The organism is Mesorhizobium sp. B2-4-7 (assembly GCF_006442685.1).
Classification (GTDB): Bacteria; Pseudomonadota; Alphaproteobacteria; order Rhizobiales; family Rhizobiaceae; genus Mesorhizobium.
This window is the reverse complement of record NZ_VFVH01000008.1, coordinates 242,928-262,053: the sequence shown is the minus strand read 5'-3', so window position 1 is coordinate 262,053 and position 19,126 is coordinate 242,928. Positions and strand designations below refer to the sequence as shown.

The following is a 19,126-nucleotide window of genomic DNA, read 5'->3' as shown; positions in this document are numbered from 1 at the left end:
TGTCGTACCATTGTGTTTGTTCTCTTTATGTTCGCAGCGATGGCGGCTCCTGTCAATAATCCTGATCACGGTTTCTGCCGCGACTGCCTGGCCTTTCAGCGCAGCGACGCCAAGCGCTGCGAGCGATGCGGCAGCCCCAGGCTTGCCCGTCATCCCGAGCTGTACCGGCTGCATCTGGCCCATATCGACTGCGACGCTTTCTATGCGGCAATCGAAAAACGCGACAACCCGGCGCTGAAGGACAAGCCGCTGATCATCGGCGGCGGCAAGCGCGGCGTCGTCTCCACCGCCTGCTACATCGCCCGGATAAGGGGCGTGCGTTCCGCCATGCCCATGTTCAAGGCGCTCGAGGCTTGCCCCGAAGCGGTGGTTATCCCGCCCAATATGGAAAAATACGTGGTCGTCGGGCGCGAGGTGCGCGCCATGATGCAGGCGCTGACGCCGCTGGTCGAGCCGCTCTCGATCGACGAGGCGTTTCTCGACCTTGCCGGAACCGAACGGCTGCACGGCCTGCCGCCGGCGGTGGTGCTGGCCCGTTTCGCGCTGGCCGTCGAGAAGGAGATCGGCATCACCGTTTCGTCAGGTCTGTCCTACTGCAAGTTCCTGGCTAAGGTGGCGTCGGATTTCCGCAAACCGCGCGGCTTCTCGGTCATCGGCGAAGCGGAAGCCGTGGGTTTCCTCGCCGTACAGCCGGTGAGCATGATCTGGGGGGTCGGCAAGGCATTCAACGCCACGCTCGAACAGGACGGCATCCGCACCATCGGCCAGCTCCAGAAGATGGACCGTGGCGACCTCATGCGCCGCTATGGCGTGATGGGCGACCGGCTTTACCGGCTCTCGCGCGGCGAGGACGTCCGCCGCGTCGATCCCGACCAGGACGCCAAGAGCGTATCGGCCGAAACCACTTTCGACACCGATATCGCTTCGCTGGACGAGCTGGTCTCGGTGCTACGGGGCCTTTCGGAAAAGGTCTCGGCGCGGCTGAAGAAATCCGGCATCGCCGGGCGCACGGTGGTGCTCAAGCTGAAGACGCAGGATTTCAAGATCCGCACCCGCAACCGCCAGCTCGGCGACCCGACCCGGCTCGCCGACCGTATCTTTTCGACCGGGGTCGAGCTGCTGCGCAAGGAAACCGACGGCACCAAATACCGGCTGCTCGGCATAGGCGTCAGCGATCTTTCCGCCGATGACAAGGCCGATCCGCCCGATCTGGTCGATGTCCAGTCGCGAAAGCGGGCCATGGCCGAAGGCGCCATCGATTCACTGCGCGACAAGTTCGGCCGCAAGGCGGTGGAAACCGGCTATACGTTCGGCAAAGGCCGCGACCCCCACCCGCCAGAGCCGCTGGAAGACTGATGCTGGATATCAGCTGTCGAGATTTAGGTGCGCTGCAGATCGATCCTGCTTGTCACTATGCTCTTGCCGGTTTTCGGATCAGTGTCGATGACCGTCAGCCGCATGCCGTTCTCGCCTCGTTTCTCGACCCTCATCTGCGCCTTTCGGTCACCATTGACCTCCTTGGCCCAACGGATGCCGAGATTGATCGCGTTGCCCGAACGGGTGCCGTTCAATTGCGCAGGCCCGGTACGAGACCCGACATAAGTGCCGCTATATTTCGCTCCGGCAGTCCTCAGGTCTGCGCTGATGGCGCGCGTCACCACGATAAGCCCTCGGCAATTGCCATCGAGCGACAATGAGGTCGACGTCGCGTTTGACCTGAACGTGCAGGACACATTCACCGTCGGCGCGTCGGTGGTCACCTTGACGATGCCCTTGCCGGTGAAATTGCCCTTGAACGACTGGAGAAATCTGGACTCGTCGGCATGTGCCGCGCCTGCCGTGACCAACAGGCAACCAGCAAGCGCAAATTGCGCAAATGATCTCATCGAAATTCTCCTATCGACATTGAAAGGCACCTGCGAAGCACTTCCGATATTCGGAACTCAACGCCCCCTGCCGTGCCAGGTTCCGCCTTCAACATGACTGTTTTGCAACATCCGGCTGGCCCAGAAGAATGCGGCTGCTAGCGGTTGCGGCAAAAGCCACGGCCTGCGACATAGCGGAAATGGCACCCACCCCTTCCATCCCCAAGGCCGCGTTCTGGATGGCGCTGTCGATCGCCTCGTTTCTGGCGATGTCGGTCGCGGGCCGCGCCACCACGGCCGAGCTCAACGTTTTCCAGGTGCTGGAGCTGCGCTCGGTGATCGGCTTTTTCATCCTGCTGCCGCTGGTCATGCAAAATGGCGGCTTTGCCGCCATGCGCACTGGGCGCCCCCTCGCCCATGTCACGCGCAACGTGGTTCACTATACCGGCCAGGCGGCGTGGCTCTACGCCCTGACGCTGATCCCTTTGGCGGTGCTGATCTCGATCGAATTCACGACGCCGATCTGGACGGCGATCCTTGCGGTCACCTTTCTCGGCGAAAGGCTCACCCGGCCGAAGCTCGGCGCCGTGGCGCTCGGGCTGATCGGGGTCGTGATCATCGTGCGCCCAGGCGTCGGCTCGGTCGATCCGGGACATCTGGTCGTGCTGGGCGCGGCAATGTGCTTCGGCATCTCGCTGGTCCTGGTCAAGTCGCTGACGCGGACCGACAGCGTTGTGCGAATCATCTTCTGGATGTTGATCATCCAGTCGGTGCTCGGCCTGGTCCCGGCGCTCTACGAATGGCGCAACCCGTCGCTCGAGCTGTGGCCGTGGATCCTGCTGATCGCCTTCACCGGCATGTCGTCGCATTTCTGCATGGCCTGGGCGCTGAGCTACGCCGATGCCACCGTCATTTCGCCGATGGATTTCCTGCGCGTGCCGCTGTCGGCATTGATCGGCTGGCTGCTCTACCAGGAGCAGATCGACGCCTTCACCGCAGGCGGGGCATTGCTGATCCTGATGGGCAATATGCTCAACCTGCAGCGCCGGCAGCCAAAGCCGGCGCAAGCGGCGGCATCGTAGCGCGCCTCAATCGCCCCTCAATCACCGCTGTCGGGTATGTTGAGGAGGTGGCCGCAGGCCTTGCAGTGAACGGCGTCCGGCTCGTGCCGTTGCAGGCCGCATTGCGGACAGGGAAAGAACACCTTGGCCGGTCGGAAGATCGCCTGCGCCAGCCTGACGAACAGCGATATGCCGATGATCATGGTCACGATCGCCGTCAGTTTCCCCGCCATTCCCGGCAGCACGATGTCGCCGAACCCGGTCGTGGTCACCGTCGCGACGGTGAAGTAAAGCGCGTCGATGTAGCTTTCCAGCCCCGCTCCGCTGCGGAAGAAGAAAGTGTAGACGAAACCGGTGATCACGAAGAGGAACGTCAAGAGATTGATCACCGCGTGGCTCGCTTCGCGCCAGGGCCGCAGGCCCTGCATCTCGAAATGCCGCCAGAGCGAACCGCTGCGCGACAGCGACCACAGCCGCAGGATGCGCAGAAAGCCGAGATTGGCCAGCGCCGTCGGCATCAGCAGCGTCAAAAGGATGAAAATGTCCACCCAGGAGGTCGGCTGCTTCATCAGCCGCAGCATGTCGTTCGAGGCAAGCAGCCTGGCAGCCAGGTCGGCGGCGACCAGAGCCGCCACCGCATAGTCGAGCCACAGGAATGAGGCCGACTGCTGGATGATGGGCGTGGCGATGAAGAAGGCAATGATGGCCACGTCGATGATGACCGCAACCAGCTGAAAGCGAAAGGCCGCCGGCGTGCGGCCGTGGTAGAGCTTGCGCAACGTGTCGCGCAGCCGCGCCATTGTGGAACGGTCCTGCAATCCGTCGCTGTCTTTCGTCTTCATGGCAATTGCGGTGACTTGAGCGGCGGATGCCGCCCGGCGGATTGCCACCAGTCCCCGTAAGTGGCGATCACACCAGCTCCACTTCGACCACGCCTGGCACGGCGCGCATCGCCGAGGCGATTTGCGGCGAGACGCGGTAGCCCCCCTGCAGGGCAATCTCCACCTCGCCCTGCGCTTCTTCCTTGATAACGATGATGCTCACCTGACTTTCACCGCGCTGGGTAAGCTGCGACTGAATGATCGAGGCAGGCGCATCGTTTCTGACGAAGATGCGCAGCGCCTTCTGGATGCGGCTGGCCTCGTCCTCAAGCGACTGCACTGTCTGGATGCGCAGGTTGACGCCCTCCGGCCTGTCCTCCGCCGCCACGGTGATAACGACGGAGCGGCCCGGCTCCAGCATGTCGCGATACTGCGCCAATCCTTCGGAAAACAGCACCGCCTCATACTGGCCGGACGTGTCCGAGAACTGCACCACGCCCATCTTGTTGCCGGTCCGCGTCTTGCGCTCCTGCTTGGTGGTCACGGTGCCGGCGAGGCGCCCTGCGGTGGCACCGCGCTTGACCGCGGCCGAAAACTCCGCCCAGTTCTGCACCCGCATCTTCTGCAGCGCCGCCTTGTACTCGTCCAGCGGATGGGCGGAGAGATAGAAACCGACCACCTGGAATTCGCGGTGCAGGCGGTCGGCGGCGAGCCACGGTTCCGTCACCGGCAGGTTGAGCGCCTGCGACTGCGCCCCCAGGGATGCGCCGAAGATATCGGCTTGACCAGAGACGGCGTTCTGTTGCGCCAGCGATGCCAGCCCCATCATCCGCTCGACGCCAGCCATCATCGCAGCGCGGTCATGGCCGAAACAGTCCAGCGCTCCAGCCATGATCAGGCTTTCGAAGACGCGCTTGCCGACGATTTTCGGATCGACCCTTTCGCAGAAATCGGCCAGGCTCTTGAACGGCTTTTCGCCGCGCATGGCGACGATATGCTCGACCGCCGCGTCCCCGACGCCCTTGAGCGCGGCCATCGAATAGTAGATGCGGTTCTCCCCGACCTCGAAGGGACGAAAGCTTGATATCACCGACGGCGCCACCACCTCGATGCCGAGGCGCAGCGCATCCTGGCGGAAATCCGCGAGCTTGTCGGTGTTTCCCATGTCGAGCGTCATCGACGCCGCCAGGAACTCGACCGGATAATGCGCCTTGAGATAGGCGGTCTGGTACGAGACGACGGCGTATGCGGCCGCGTGCGATTTGTTGAAACCGTAGTCGGCGAACTTGGCTAGCAGGTCGAAGATGAAGTCGGCCTGCGGCTTGGCCACGCCGCGCTCGACCGCGCCCGAGACGAAGCGCTCACGCTGCTTGTCCATCTCGGCGCGGATCTTCTTGCCCATGGCGCGGCGCAAAAGATCGGCTTCGCCCAGCGAATAGCCGGACAATTCCTGCGCGATCTGCATCACCTGTTCCTGGTAGACGATGACGCCTTGCGTCTCCTTCACCAGATGGTCGATCTTGGGATGGATCGACGCCATCTCCTCCTCGCCGTGCTTCCTGGCGTTGTAGGTCGGGATGTTCTCCATCGGCCCCGGCCGGTACAGCGCCACCAGCGCGATGATGTCCTCGATGCAGTCGGGCCGCATGCCGATCAGCGCCTTGCGCATGCCGGCACTTTCCACCTGGAACACGCCGACCACTTCGCCGCGCGACAGCATGGCGTAGGTCTCGGGGTCGTCGAGCGGTATCGTCGCAAGATCGATGTCGATGCCGCGGCGGCGTATCAGCTTCACCGCCGTCTCCAGCACCGTCAGCGTCTTCAGGCCGAGAAAGTCGAACTTCACCAGCCCGGCCTGCTCGACATATTTCATGTTGAACTGGGTGACCGGCATGTCCGAACGAGGATCGCGGTACATCGGCACCAGCTCCGACAGCGGCCGGTCGCCGATCACGATGCCGGCGGCGTGCGTCGACGCATGGCGATAAAGCCCTTCCAGCTTCTGTGCCATGTCGAGCAGCGTCTGGACGATCGGCTCCTTTTCGGCCTCCTCGGCAAAACGCGGCTCGTTGGCGATGGCGTCCGCCAGTTTTACCGGATTGGCCGGGTTCTGCGGCACCATCTTGGACAGCTTGTCGACCTGGCCGTAAGGCATTTGCAGCACGCGACCGACGTCGCGCAGCACGGCGCGGGCTTGCAGCGTTCCAAAGGTGATGATCTGGCCGACCTGGTCGCGTCCATATTTCTGCTGGACATAGCGGATCACCTCTTCGCGGCGGTCCTGGCAGAAGTCGATGTCGAAATCGGGCATCGACACGCGGTCCGGATTGAGGAAGCGCTCGAACAGCAGCGAGAAACGCAGCGGATCGATGTCGGTGATGGTGGTGGAATAGGCGACCAGCGAGCCCGCACCCGAGCCGCGCCCCGGCCCGACTGGAATGTCTTGCGACTTGGCCCATTTGATGAAGTCGGCAACGATCAGGAAGTAGCCTGGGAATTTCATCTTCTCGATGATGCCGAGCTCGAACTCGAGCCTCTCGCGGTATTGCTCGACCGTATAGCCCGGCGTCGGTCCGTGCGCGGCAAGCCGAGCCTCCAGCCCTTCACGCGCCTGGCGGGCAAGTTCGGCGGCCTCGGCCTTCTCGGCTGCGTCCTTGTCCGACGCGTCGCCGCCGGTAAAGCGCGGCAGGATCGGGCTGCGGGTTTTCGGATAGTAGGAGCAGCGCAACGCGATCTCGACCGTGTTGTCGATCGCTTCCGGCAGATCGGCGAACAACGCTGCCATCTCAGCCTGGCTACGCAGGAAGTTATCCGGTGAAAGCCGGCGGCGATTGTCCACGGCGACGACCGAGCCCTCCGCTATGGCGATCAGCGCATCATGCGCGTCATAATCGTCGCGCGAGGAGAAGAACGCCTCGTTGGTGGCGACGAGCGGTAATTCGTGGGCATAGGCGAGATCGATCGTGGAATGTTCTATCAGCCGGTCGTAACCGGAAACTCGTTCCAGTTCGACATAGAGCCGATCGCCGAACAGGGCTTTCAGAGTCGACAGCCGGGTCTCCGCGAGATCGCGTCGATCCTCCTTCAGAGCCGCGCCGATAGGGCCGCGGGGACCGCCGCTGAGGCAGATCAGCCCGTCGGCCTGGCCCTCCAGCATCTCGCTGGTCAGATGCACCGCCTCGCCGGGCGGCGTCTCCAGATAGACGCGGCTTACCAGCCTGACCAGATTGGAATAGCCGGCCTCGGTCGCCGCGATAAGCACGACTGGCCGCATCTCGGGCCCCTGCCGCCGGCGGTCGCGCTGGCCGTCGACGTTCTCGCCGGAAAAGGCGAGCGCGATCTGGCAGCCGATGATCGGCTGGATGCCGTCCTTCACCGCCTTCTGCGCGAATTCGAGCGCGCCGAACAGATTGTTGGTGTCGGTGACCGCGATTGCCGGACACTCGTCCTTGACCGCATGGCCGACGATCTTGCCGAGTTGGAGCGCGCCTTCCAGCAGCGAATAGGCCGAGTGGACGCGAAGATGCACGAAAGGACGCGCCGGCGCTTCTGGCGCCGCCGCCTTCACTGCCGCTTCGCGCAGCAAGGGGTCGCGTGGAAGTCTGTCATCCGCCATGGTTTTTCGCGTTTCCCGAAGGACTTGAGTCGATCAAGATGTATTGTCCGGCACCGGGCGATGCCAGTCCAGCACAAACGAACATCGGCCACAGACTTCCGCCCGCCCTCGCTTCAGGCGAATTCCATGATCACCGCGTCGACGGCCAGGCTGTCGCCCGGCTTGACGTTGAGTTTCGCCACCACGAGATCGCGCTCGGCGCGCAGCACGTTCTCCATCTTCATCGCCTCGACGACGGCCAGAGTCTCGCCGGCCTTGACCTCCTGGCCTTCGGCGACGGCGATCGAGACGACGAGGCCGGGCATGGGACATAGCAGCAGGTCGGACGTGTCGGGCTCCAGCTTTTCCGGCATCAGCCTTTCCAGCACGGCAATGCGCGGCAGCATGGCGCGCGCCGTCACCGAAAGCCCTTTCCAGGCGATGCGAAGGCCGTTTGGCGCCGGGCGCAGTTGCGCCACCATTTCGTGCCCGCCGACGCTGCCGCGCCAGACCAGTTCGCCCGGCCGCCAGGCCGACGAAACCGTCAGCGGCTTGCCGCCCTCGATGGACAAGTCGACTTCCATCGGAATGGAGATCATGCCCTCCAGGATGGACGCGGACAGATAGTCCTTGCCAATCTTCACCACCCAGTGACGCTTGAGTGCCCCCGAATGCGGCGCCAAGCGCCCGCCCAGCCGGTCGAGCCGGTCGCGGCGCAGCAATTCGACCACGGTGGCGACCGCCGCCAACACGGCCTTGTCGTCATGGTCGGGCAGGATCGGCGCAAAGCCGTCGGGATATTCCTCTGCGATGAATCCGGTCGAAATCCGCCCTTCCCGCCAGCGCGGATGCTGCATGAGCGCCGCCAGAAAAGGGATGTTGTGCTCGATGCCGTCGACGACAAAACTGTCCAACGCTTCGGACATCGCGTCGATTGCCTCCAGCCGGGTCGGCGCCCAGGTGCACAGCTTGGCAATCATCGGGTCGTAGAACATCGAAATCTCCGATCCCTCGGTGACGCCGGTGTCGTTGCGGATGACGACGTCGCCGACTTGCCCTTCCTGCGGCGGTCGATAGCGCGTCAGGCGGCCGATCGACGGCAGGAAGTTGCGATACGGATCCTCGGCATAGAGCCGGCTCTCCACCGCCCAGCCATTCAGTTTCACGTCGCTTTGCTTCAAGGCGAGCTTCTCGCCGGCTGCCACACGGATCATCTGCTCGACCAGATCGACACCGGTGACAAGCTCCGTCACCGGATGCTCGACCTGCAATCGTGTATTCATTTCAAGGAAGTAGAAGTTTTTCTCAGCGTCGACGATGAATTCCACCGTGCCGGCGCTCTGGTAGTCGACGGCCCTGGCCAGCGCCACCGACTGCTCGCCCATGGCCTTGCGCGTCCTGGCATCGAGGAAAGGCGATGGCGCCTCCTCGGCCACCTTCTGGTTGCGGCGCTGGATCGAGCATTCGCGCTCGCCGAGATAGAGCGCGTTGCCATGCGCGTCGGCCAGCACCTGGATCTCGATGTGGCGTGGATCGACGATGAACTTCTCGATGAAGACGCGGTCGTCGCCGAACGAGCTCTTGGCCTCCGAGCGCGCGCGGTCGAAGCCGTCGCGCACCTCGGCCTGGTTCCAGGCGATGCGCATGCCCTTGCCGCCGCCACCGGCCGAGGCCTTGATCATCACGGGATAGCCGATCTCTCCGGCGATCTTCTCCGCGTGGCCGGCGTTCTCGATGACGCCGAGCCAGCCGGGAACCGTCGAAACATTGGCGGCGTTGGCGAATTTCTTCGATTCGATTTTGTCGCCCATCGCCTTGATGGCCTTCGGCTTCGGCCCGATGAAGACGATGCCCTCCTTCTCCAGCGCCTCGCAGAATGATGCGCGCTCGGACAGGAAGCCATAGCCGGGATGCACGGCCTGAGCGCCGGTCGCCTTGCACGCCGCGATGATTTTCTCGGGCACGAGATAGCTCTGCGCGGCTGGCGACGGTCCGATATGCACCGCCTCGTCGGCCATCTCGACATGCACGGCATCGCGATCGGCGTCGGAATAGACAGCGACCGTGGCGATGCCCATCTTGCGCGCGGTCTTGATGACGCGGCAGGCTATCTCGCCACGGTTGGCGATCAGGATTTTGGTGAACATGCGGGCAAATTCCCCTCCGGCGGACGGTCCAGTTCTATGGATTATGTCGCCATGTCTCAAGTACCGTGTGCGTGGCGCGAACGCCTGCGGTCAAGGGTGTGCTACCTGCGTCAAGAAAGCCGATATTTCGTCTCATCTGGCGGTTGATGAGCAGGCCAAAACCTGAAAGCCTGAGCGCAAAATCGCGTTGGAGGATTGCCAGATGAAAACCCGCGCCGCTGTTGCCGTTGCCGCCGGAAAGCCGCTTGAGATCATGGAGGTCGACCTTGACGGTCCGCGCGAGGGCGAGGTGCTGGTCGAGATCAAGGCGACCGGCATCTGCCACACCGACGAGTTCACGCTGTCGGGCGCCGATCCCGAGGGCCTGTTTCCCGCCATTCTCGGCCATGAGGGCGCCGGCGTGGTGGTCGATGTCGGCAAGGGCGTCACCTCGGTCAAAAAGGGCGACCATGTGATCCCGCTCTATACGCCCGAATGCCGGCAGTGCCCGTCGTGTTTGTCGCGGAAGACCAATCTGTGCACCGCCATCCGCGCCACGCAGGGCCAGGGCCTGATGCCGGACGGCACCTCGCGCTTCTCGATCGGGGGCGAAAAACTGTTTCACTATATGGGCTGCTCGACCTTCTCCAACTTTACGGTGCTGCCGGAGATCGCCGTGGCCAAAGTCAATCCCGACGCGCCCTTCGACAAGATCTGCTACATCGGCTGCGGGGTGACCACCGGCGTGGGCGCGGTCATCAACACCGCCAAGGTCGAGCAAGGCGCGACCGCGGTGGTCTTCGGCCTCGGCGGCATCGGGCTCAACGTCATCCAGGGCCTGAAACTTGCCGGCGCCGACATGATCATCGGCGTCGATCTCAACAACGACAGACGAGCCTGGGGCGAGCGCTTCGGCATGACGCATTTCGTCAATCCGAAGGAGATCGACGGCGACATCGTTCCCCATCTCGTCAACATGACCAAGCGCGGCGCCGACCAGATCGGCGGCGCCGACTACACGTTCGACTGCACCGGCAACACCAAGGTGATGCGCCAGGCGCTGGAGGCTTCGCATCGCGGCTGGGGCAAGTCGGTGGTCATCGGCGTCGCCGGCGCCGGCCAGGAGATCTCGACGCGGCCCTTCCAGCTGGTCACCGGGCGGACCTGGATGGGCACCGCCTTCGGCGGCGCGCGCGGCCGCACCGACGTGCCCAGGATCGTCGACTGGTACATGGACGGCAAGATCGAGATCGACCCGATGATCACCCACACGCTCAAGCTCGAGGACATCAACAAGGGTTTCGACCTCATGCATGAGGGCAAGTCGATCAGGAGTGTCGTGGTTTATTGAGGGCGGCCACACGCCGCGGGCAACGGGCCCGCGACCTCTGTGGTCAAAAATGGGAGGAGAAAAGCATGGCGGAAAAACTGCATCCGAAAATCGACAATGGTCTGCCCAGGGAGAGTGCGAGCTTTATCGGCGGCACGCTGGTCTGCGCCTGTACCAGCAATCCGGTCAAGGTGAAGGTCAAGGGCCAGATCGCCCACAACCACGCCTGCGGCTGCACCAAATGCTGGAAGCCCGAAGGGGCGGTGTTCTCGGTGGTGGCCGTAGCCGGCACCGGCGACGTCACCGTCACCGAGAACGGCGACAAGCTGAAGGTGGTGGACCCGAGCGCGTTGATCCAGCGCCATGCCTGCACCGGCTGCGGCGTCCACATGCATGGACCCGTCGAGCGCGACCATCCGTTCAAGGGCTTGTCCTTCATCCATCCCGAGCGCTTCGAGGAGGATGGCTGGTCGCCGCCGGGCTTTACCGCCTTTGTTTCTTCGATCATCGAATCCGGTGTCGACCCGAGCCGCATGGACAGCATTCGCGGCCAACTGAAATCGATCGGCCTCGAACCTTATGACTGCCTCAACCCCGGCCTGATGGACTATATCGCCACCTGGACCGCCAAGAGGTCGGGAGCGCTTCCGGCCTGACGACCATGAGATTTGAGGCATGGGGCCGGACGGGTTGCCGGCCCCATGCTCATTTGGAGAGACAATGCCCGCACCCGCCATCCTCGTCGACGCAGACGCTTGCCCGGTCAAAGCCGAAGTCGAAAAAGTTGCCGAGCGCCACGGCGTCGTCGTCACCTATGTTTCCAATGGCGGCCTGCGCCCCTCCCGCGACCCCATGATCCGCAATGTCGTCGTGTCCAAGGGTGCCGACGCCGCCGACGACTGGATCGTCGAAAACGCAAAACCCAACGACATCGTGGTGACCGCGGACATTCCACTGGCCGCACGCACGGTGGCGCTCGGGGCCCATGTATTGGGGCCGACCGGACGTCCCTTCACGCCGGAAACGATCGGCATGGCGGTGGCAATGCGCGACTTGAAGCAGCATCTGCGCGAGACCGGCGAAAGCAAGGGCTACAATGCGAGCTTCGCACCGCAAGACCGCTCACGGTTTCTCGGCGAACTCGACCGCATCTTGCGGCGCGCTCTAAAATCCGCCACACCGCAGTAGAAGCCCAGCGCCATTCGGAACCATCATGGCCGCCGAAATCCCCTCCAGCACGCCCATGCACCGGCACATGCTGTTCGCGGTGTCGGCTTGTGTCGGCGTCTTTGCGCTTCTGCTGGCGTTGCTGCTTCACGCGCCGCTCGCTTATTCGATCGGGGCCAACGCCTTTTTTGCCGCCTATGTCACGCTGGTTGTCGCGCAGATGCCCAAATTCACCGGCATCTATCTCAGCAAGAATGCGCGGGCCGCCGATCAGCCCGTGCTGGTCATCTTCGCCGTCACGCTGGTCGTCGTCGGCGTTGCCATCACAGCACTGTTCCAGTTGATCAACCAGAAAGGCAGTTCGAACGCGATGGAGCTCGGCTTCGCGCTGCTATCGATTCCCCTCGGCTGGTTCACCATCCACGCCATGGCGGCATTGCACTATGCGCATGTGTACTGGATGGACGGCGACCTGGTCGATGCCGGAACCAAGAAGAAAATCCCGGTCGGCGGCTTGCTGTTCCCCGGCGACAAACGGCCGGAAGGCTGGGATTTTCTGTACTTCTCGACGGTCATCGGCATGACGGCGCAGACCGCCGACACCAACATCTTGACAACCCATATGCGCCGCGTCGTGCTTGTTCATTCGATCCTGTCGTTCTTCTTCAACACGGTCATCGTCGCCGCCGCCGTCAATCTCGCCGTCAGCCTGGGCGGCCCTTGAGCTTCGATCTGATATTTTCGTGATCGATGAAACATCGGCTTGGCTGGCGACGTATCAGGAGGAGAATGATGCAGACAGCGGCCGCGCCGGATGGAACGGCCAGGAAGCGAGACCAGATGGAATCGGTTGCCATGAACCAACCCGCCGCCAGCGCGGACAGTGACGCTACGAAGGCCACGACATTGATCTACCGGCAATCGGCCTGGACGCGGCTGACGCACTGGCTGTGGGCCATCTCGCTCTTCTTCATGCTGCTTTCCGGCCTCCAGATCTTCAACGCCCGCCCGCAGCTCTATCTCGGCAAGCAGTCCGGCTTCGACTACAACAACACCGTCTTCGCTATCGGCGCCGAGAATACGAATGCCGGGCCGCGCGGCTATACCGAAATCCTCGGACACCGCTTCGACACGACCGGCGTGCTCGGCTGGTCTGGGCCGGCAGGACAAGAGACGCCCCGCGCTTTCCCGTCCTGGGCGACGATCCCGTCATACTACGACCTCGGCACGGCACGCGTCGTGCATTTCTTCTTCGCCTGGGTACTGACGACGACGCTGCTTGTGTGGCTGGTCGCCAGCCTGGTCAACGGCCACATCAGACGTGACCTCGCCCCTCGCCTGGACGATCTCAGGCGCCTACCGCAAGATATCGCCAATCACGCCAGGCTGAAATTCCACCACACGCGCGAATACAACACGCTGCAGAAAATGGCCTATGGCGGCGTGCTGTTCGTGCTGTTGCCGCTGATGATCCTCACGGGGCTCGCAATGTCGCCAAGCATGAATTCGGTGCTGCCGTTCCTCAACGACCTGCTCGGCGGCCGGCAGACGGCGCGCACCATCCATTTCACCGTCATGGTGCTGCTGGTCGCCTTCTTCACCATCCATATTCTGATGATCGTCGCCGCCGGCCCGATCAACGAACTGCGCTCGATCGTCACCGGATGGTATCGGACCGATCCGCCGGCCCATCACGCAAAATCCTCCGAAAGGAGCGCCTGACATGGCAAAATTCGAGATCAACCGCAGGAAATTCCTGACCGCGGCCAGCCTTGGCCTTTCCGGCATCACGCTTTCCGGCTGCGATGCTTTCGACAGCCAGCTCGGCGTGGGCGACGGCCTGCGCAGCTTCCTCGAAAACGCCAACGATCTCACACATCGCGCGCAACGTCTGCTCGCGGGCCGCGATTCGCTGGCGCCGGAGTTCACTGAAGCCGATGTCCGCCAGCCGATGCGCCCCAACGGCGTGACGTCACCCGACGACGATACCTACAAGGCCCTGCTCGCCAACAACTTCGCAGACTGGCGGCTGGAGGTCTCGGGCCTGGTCGAAAAGCCGCTGTCGCTGACCCGCGAGCAGCTCATGAACATGCCGAGCCGAACGCAGATCACCCGCCATGATTGTGTCGAAGGCTGGAGCTGCATCGCCAAATGGACCGGCACGCCGCTGTCGCTGGTCCTCGACCAGGCGGTGGTCAAACCCGAGGCGCGCTACGTCATGTTCCATTGCCTGGACACGATCGACCGCAGCCTCTCGGGCGACATCAAATATTACGGCAGCATCGACCTCATCGACGCCCGCCACCCGCAGACGATCCTGGCCTACGGCGTCAACGGCAAGCCGCTGCCGGTCGAGAACGGCGCGCCGCTGCGTGTCCGGGTCGAGCGCCAGCTCGGCTACAAGATGCCGAAATATCTCTACAAGATCGAGCTGGTCGACGGCTTCGCCGCCTTAGGAGGCGGACGGGGCGGTTATTGGGAAGACAATGGCTACGACTGGTATGGCGGGATCTGATCGCAATCGGCACGATGCCGCCATTTTATTTTGCACGTCGCATGCAGGTGACAATCCGTCGTTGACGGGCTATGGATGACGAGTCGAGGGCTTTTGCGAGCCCTACCTGTTTGCGGGAGAGAGCAGCGAGAGCTGTCGCCGAAGGGGAAATCGCCCGAAATCTCTCAGGCAAAAGAACCGTAGACGGGAAAGACACTCTGGAAAGTCGGGGCCTGCCCCCGCGCCGAAGGTGTAAGCGCTGCCGACAGAGTTACGGGGCGCGAGTCTCTCAGGCTTCAGACAGAGGGGCACGGACTGGTCGCCATTCGCGACCGATTGCGTGCGACTCTGGAGAACACATGACGGGCGACACCAAACACCTTCCTCTCGAAGACGTCCACGCAGCTGCCGGTGCGCGCTTTGGCGCCTTTGCCGGCTGGTCGATGCCGCTGACCTACCCGGCCGGCGTCATGAAGGAGCATCTTCACACCCGCGAACATGCGGGCCTGTTCGACATCTCGCACATGAAACTGTTCAGGGTCAGCGGGCCGGGCGCGGTTCTCCTGCTCGACCGTGCCTGTCCGCTCGATGCGGGCGCGCTCGAAATCTCCCAGTCGAAGCTGACGTTTTTCCTGAACGAGGCCGCCGGCATCCTGGACGATCTGATCGTCACCCGGCTGGGCGATACCAACTTCATGGTCGTCGCCAATGCCGGCAACGCGATCGCCGACGAGAAGCATTTGCGCGAGCTTGCGACCGGCTTCGATGTCAAGGTCGAACCGCTCGACCGGGTCTTCCTCGCCATCCAGGGTCCCGAGGCCTGGGCGGCGCTTTCCCGCGCCGGTATCGAGACCGGGTCGCTGCTGTTCATGCATGGCATCGAACCGCGAAAGAACTGGTTCATGAGCCGGTCCGGCTACACCGGCGAGGACGGGTTTGAGATCGGCCTGCCTGAGGCAGACGCGCGCGGTCTCGTGGCGAAGCTGCTCGAAGACGAGCGCGTGCTGTGGATCGGCCTTGCCGCCCGTGACAGCCTGCGGCTGGAAGCCGGCCTGTGCCTACACGGCCAGGACATCACCGCGCAAACCGATCCGGCAAGCGCGGCGCTGATGTGGGCCATCCCGAAGGACATCCGCGCCAACGGCATGTTTATCGGCGCCGACGCGCTGCGCGCCGCCGTCGAGCGCGGCTCCGCTCAGAAGCGCGTCGGCCTGAGGCCGGATGCCCGCCAGCCAGTGCGCGCCGGCGCCACGCTCTTTGACGCCGACGGCAATCCCGCCGGCCACGTAACCTCGGGCGGTTTCGGCCCGTCTGCCGGCCATCCCGTCGCCATGGGTTATGTCCCGACGCCCTTGGCGAAACCCGGAACTCGGATTTTCGCCGACGTGCGCGGAACGAAGATTCCCGTCGACGTTTCTTCCCTGCCTTTCCTCCCGCATCGCTACCGCAAAGGATAATTTTCAGATGGCAAAGACCTATTTCACCGCCGATCACGAGTGGCTCAGCGTCGAGGGCGGCATCGCCACCGTCGGCATCACCGACTACGCGCAGGAGCAGCTGGGCGACCTCGTCTTCGTCGAACTGCCCGAAACAGGCAAGAAGCTCGCCAAGGGCGACACCGCCGTCGTGGTCGAATCCGTCAAGGCGGCCTCCGACGTCTACGCGCCGGTCGACGGCGAGATCACCGAGGCCAACGCAACGCTGTCGTCCGATCCGTCGCTGGTCAATTCGGCGGCGACCGGCGCCGGATGGCTGTGGAAAATGAAGCTTGCCGACGAAAGCCAGCTCGCCAGCCTCATGGATGAGGCCGCCTACAAAGCCCATATCGGCTGAAATCAGGACGCATTGACATGACCGCAGCACCCTACCCCTTCTCGGCCCGCCATATCGGACCCGGCATTGCCGATGTGAGAGCCATGCTGGCCGTCATCGGCGTGCCCTCAGTGGAGACGTTAACCAGCCAGGCCGTGCCGAGATCGATCCGCCTCGACCAGCCGCTGTCCCTGCCCGCGCCGGCCAGCGAAGCCGAAGCGCTGGCCGAATTGTCGGCGACCATGGCCCGGAATACGGTTCTGAAGAGCTTCATCGGCGCCGGATATCACGGCGTGCACGTGCCGCCGGTCATCCAGCGCAACCTGTTCGAGAACCCGGCCTGGTACACGGCCTATACGCCCTACCAGGCGGAGATCAGCCAGGGCCGCCTGGAAATGCTGTTCAATTTCCAGACGTTGGTTGCGGAACTGACCGGCCTGCCTGTGGCATCGGCTTCGTTGCTCGACGAAGCGACAGCGGTCGCCGAAGCGATCGGCATCGCATTGCGCCATCACCGCGACAAGCGCACCAAGGTGGCTCTCGCCGGCACGCCGCACCCGCAGACGCTGGATGTGGCGCGCACCCGCGCCGAGCCGCTCGGCATCGAGATCGACGGCGAGACGATCGACGACAACACAGCCGCCCTGCTCGTCTCCTGGCCGGACACTTTCGGCGTCTATGGTGATCACAAGGCGGCCATCGACAAGGCGCGCGCGGCCGGCGCTCTGGTCGTCTTCATCGCCGACCCGCTCGGCCTGACACTGACCGACACGCCGGCAAGGCTCGGCGCCGACATTGCCGTCGGTCCGATGCAGCGCTTTGGCGTGCCGATGGGCTTTGGAGGCCCGCATGCCGCCTACTGCGCCGTTGCCGACAAGTTGACCCGGCTGATGCCCGGCCGCCTGGTCGGCCAGTCGACCGACAGCAAGGGCCGTCCAGGCTACAGGCTTGCCCTACAGACGCGCGAGCAGCACATCCGCCGCGACAAGGCGACGTCCAACATCTGCACCGCGCAGGCGCTGCTTGCCAACATGGCGACAGCCTACGCGATCTGGCACGGCCCCGCCGGCCTTCAGGCAATCGCCGGGCGCATCCACGCGCTGGCCAGCCGCCTGGCAGCCGGGCTCAAGGCGGCAGGCTTGCCGGTGATCGGCACGAGCCGCTTCGACACGGTGACGGTGGAGACGAAGGGGAAGACCGCGCAGATCGCCGCCGCCGCCGAAAAGGGCGGCCGGCTTCTGCGCGTCATCGACGCCGACCGTGTCGGCATCGCCTTCGACGAGACTTCTGACGAAGCCGACCTGGAGGCCATTGCCGCCTTGTTTGGGGCCAAGCCAAGCGTGGAGGCCGCCGCCACCATGCCCGGCAAGCCGCGCGGCAAGGAGTTTCTCACCCAGCCCGTCTTCCATGAGAACAAGTCGGAAACCGAGATGATGCGCTTCCTGCGCCGGCTGGCCGACAAGGACCTGGCGCTCGACCGCGCGATGATCCCGCTGGGGTCCTGCACCATGAAGCTCAATGCCGCGGCCGAGATGATGCCGGTGAGTTGGCCTGAAATCGCCAACATGCATCCCTTCGCGCCGGCCGCGCACTCGGCAGGCTACCGCGCCATGATCGACGACCTGGAAGGCTGGCTTTCGGAGATTACCGGTTTCGATGCGGTAAGCCTCCAGCCCAATGCGGGCAGCCAGGGCGAATATGCCGGATTGCTGGCCATCCGCGCCTATCACCGCTCGCGCGGCGAGGGCCATCGCACGGTCTGCCTGATCCCGTCCTCCGCGCACGGCACCAATCCGGCAAGCGCGGCGATGGCCGGCATGAGCGTGGTCGTCGTCCGCTGCCTGGAGGACGGCAATATCGACATGGACGACATGAGGGCCAAGGCCAACGAGCACTCCAGGAATCTCGCGGCGCTGATGTTCACCTATCCCTCGACGCACGGCGTCTATGAAGAGGGCGCGCGACATCTCTGCGCCCTCATCCATGAGCATGGCGGCCAGGTGTATTTCGACGGCGCCAACCTGAACGCCCTGGTCGGCCTCGCCCGCCCAGGCGACATCGGCGCCGACGTCTGCCACATGAACCTGCACAAGACCTTCTGCATCCCCCATGGCGGCGGCGGCCCGGGTGTCGGCCCGATCGGCGTCAGGGCGCATCTGAAGCCCTACCTGCCCGGCCATGTCACCGAAGGCTGCGCGCATGCCGTGGCCGCAGCCCCTTTCGGCAGCGCCTCCATCCTGCCCATCACCTGGATGTACATCCGCATGATGGGCGCTTCCGGCCTGAAGCAGGCGACCGAGACGGCGATTGTTTCGGCCAACTACGTCGCGACACGGCTCGCCCCGCACTTCCCGCTCCTTTACAAGGGCAGGAGCGACCGCGTTGCCCATGAGTGCATCCTCGACACCCGCGTGCTCAAGGAGAGCGCCGGCATCAGTGTTGAGGACATCGCCAAACGCCTGATCGACTACGGTTTCCACGCGCCGACCATGTCGTTCCCGGTCGCTGGCACGCTGATGGTGGAGCCGACCGAATCCGAGCCCAAGCGCGAGCTCGACCGCTTCTGCGAGGCGATGATCGCCATCGCGGGCGAAGCGGCCAAGGTTGCGAGGGGCGAGTGGCCCCTGGCTGACAATCCGCTGGTCAATGCGCCGCACACCGCCGCGGAGGCGCTGGCCGGCCAGTGGAGCCATCCCTATTCGCGCCTGGAAGCGGCCTACCCCGCCGGAGACGCCGACATGGCGGCGAAATACTGGCCGCCGGTATCGCGCATCGACAATGTCGCCGGCGACCGCAACCTGGTCTGTTCATGCCCGCCGCTGTCGGACTATTTGGGCGCGGCCGAATAGTCTCGC

At 63.9% G+C, this 19,126-nt stretch carries 15 protein-coding genes and 1 riboswitch; of the genes, 11 read left to right on the top strand and 4 right to left on the bottom strand.

Translation table 11 applies throughout. The features are described from left to right. Nucleotides 1-27 precede the first annotated feature (27 nt). Nucleotides 28-1,356: a DNA polymerase IV gene (locus FJ946_RS21730; protein ID WP_140564036.1), complete on the top strand. Its 1,329-nt coding sequence runs from the start codon at nucleotides 28-30 to the stop codon at nucleotides 1,354-1,356. A gap of 23 nt (nucleotides 1,357-1,379) precedes the next feature. On the opposite strand, the gene FJ946_RS21725 is transcribed toward FJ946_RS21730, so the two are convergent. After that, on the bottom strand, nucleotides 1,380-1,886 hold the full coding sequence (locus FJ946_RS21725; protein ID WP_140564037.1) for a hypothetical protein: 507 nt from the start codon (nucleotides 1,884-1,886) through the stop codon (nucleotides 1,380-1,382). Between the two features lie 179 nt (nucleotides 1,887-2,065). Here FJ946_RS21725 and FJ946_RS21720 point away from each other — a divergent pair, with 179 nt between their 5' ends. After that, entirely contained in the window at nucleotides 2,066-2,947 is an 882-nt protein-coding gene (locus FJ946_RS21720) for a DMT family transporter (protein WP_140501527.1), read from the top strand. Between the two features lie 17 nt (nucleotides 2,948-2,964). On the opposite strand, the gene FJ946_RS21715 is transcribed toward FJ946_RS21720, so the two are convergent. The 3 genes from FJ946_RS21715 to FJ946_RS21705 all read right to left on the bottom strand — a co-directional run bounded on the left by FJ946_RS21715 (nucleotide 2,965) and on the right by FJ946_RS21705 (nucleotide 9,489). Then, nucleotides 2,965-3,768: a potassium channel family protein gene (locus tag FJ946_RS21715; RefSeq protein ID WP_140564038.1), complete on the bottom strand. Its 804-nt coding sequence runs from the start codon at nucleotides 3,766-3,768 to the stop codon at nucleotides 2,965-2,967. A 67-nt stretch (nucleotides 3,769-3,835) separates the two neighbouring features. Then, nucleotides 3,836-7,363 carry a DNA polymerase III subunit alpha gene (gene dnaE, locus FJ946_RS21710; RefSeq protein WP_140564039.1) on the bottom strand — a complete coding sequence of 1,176 codons (3,528 nt, stop codon included), beginning with the start codon at nucleotides 7,361-7,363 and terminating at the stop codon, nucleotides 3,836-3,838. A 113-nt stretch (nucleotides 7,364-7,476) separates the two neighbouring features. Next, nucleotides 7,477-9,489 (bottom strand): acetyl/propionyl/methylcrotonyl-CoA carboxylase subunit alpha, encoded by a 2,013-nt coding sequence (locus FJ946_RS21705; RefSeq protein WP_140564040.1) that lies wholly within the window; start codon nucleotides 9,487-9,489, stop codon nucleotides 7,477-7,479. Nucleotides 9,490-9,691: 202 nt separating this feature from the next. On the opposite strand from FJ946_RS21705, the gene FJ946_RS21700 reads away from it, so the two are divergent. The 9 genes from FJ946_RS21700 to gcvP all read left to right on the top strand — a co-directional run bounded on the left by FJ946_RS21700 (nucleotide 9,692) and on the right by gcvP (nucleotide 19,120). Next, a complete protein-coding gene (locus FJ946_RS21700) occupies nucleotides 9,692-10,819 on the top strand; it encodes an S-(hydroxymethyl)glutathione dehydrogenase/class III alcohol dehydrogenase (protein ID WP_140497529.1) in 1,128 nt (375 codons plus the stop codon). A gap of 65 nt (nucleotides 10,820-10,884) precedes the next feature. Next, a complete protein-coding gene (gene gfa, locus FJ946_RS21695) occupies nucleotides 10,885-11,454 on the top strand; it encodes an S-(hydroxymethyl)glutathione synthase (RefSeq protein WP_140495858.1) in 570 nt (189 codons plus the stop codon). 64 nt (nucleotides 11,455-11,518) lie between these two features. Continuing rightward, complete coding sequence (locus FJ946_RS21690; RefSeq protein WP_140495857.1) at nucleotides 11,519-11,986, top strand: YaiI/YqxD family protein; 468 nt, start codon at nucleotides 11,519-11,521, stop codon at nucleotides 11,984-11,986. A gap of 25 nt (nucleotides 11,987-12,011) precedes the next feature. Next, nucleotides 12,012-12,689, top strand: a complete 678-nt coding sequence (locus FJ946_RS21685; RefSeq protein WP_140564041.1) for a DUF1345 domain-containing protein — start codon at nucleotides 12,012-12,014, stop codon at nucleotides 12,687-12,689. A 116-nt stretch (nucleotides 12,690-12,805) separates the two neighbouring features. Continuing rightward, a complete protein-coding gene (locus FJ946_RS21680) occupies nucleotides 12,806-13,687 on the top strand; it encodes a cytochrome b/b6 domain-containing protein (protein WP_140564213.1) in 882 nt (293 codons plus the stop codon). A 1-nt stretch (nucleotide 13,688) separates the two neighbouring features. After that, nucleotides 13,689-14,480: a molybdopterin-binding protein gene (locus FJ946_RS21675; protein ID WP_140564042.1), complete on the top strand. Its 792-nt coding sequence runs from the start codon at nucleotides 13,689-13,691 to the stop codon at nucleotides 14,478-14,480. Nucleotides 14,481-14,583: 103 nt separating this feature from the next. Beyond that, nucleotides 14,584-14,670: riboswitch (glycine riboswitch) on the top strand. A 148-nt stretch (nucleotides 14,671-14,818) separates the two neighbouring features. Further along, nucleotides 14,819-15,916, top strand: coding sequence for a glycine cleavage system aminomethyltransferase GcvT (gene gcvT, locus FJ946_RS21670; RefSeq protein WP_140564043.1), 1,098 nt, complete (start codon nucleotides 14,819-14,821; stop codon nucleotides 15,914-15,916). Between the two features lie 7 nt (nucleotides 15,917-15,923). Further along, nucleotides 15,924-16,292, top strand: coding sequence for a glycine cleavage system protein GcvH (gcvH, locus tag FJ946_RS21665; RefSeq protein WP_140495853.1), 369 nt, complete (start codon nucleotides 15,924-15,926; stop codon nucleotides 16,290-16,292). A gap of 17 nt (nucleotides 16,293-16,309) precedes the next feature. Further along, the gene (gene gcvP / locus FJ946_RS21660) at nucleotides 16,310-19,120 is read left to right on the top strand and encodes an aminomethyl-transferring glycine dehydrogenase (RefSeq protein ID WP_140564044.1); all 2,811 of its coding nucleotides are present in this window, start codon (nucleotides 16,310-16,312) and stop codon (nucleotides 19,118-19,120) included. Nucleotides 19,121-19,126 lie beyond the last annotated feature (6 nt).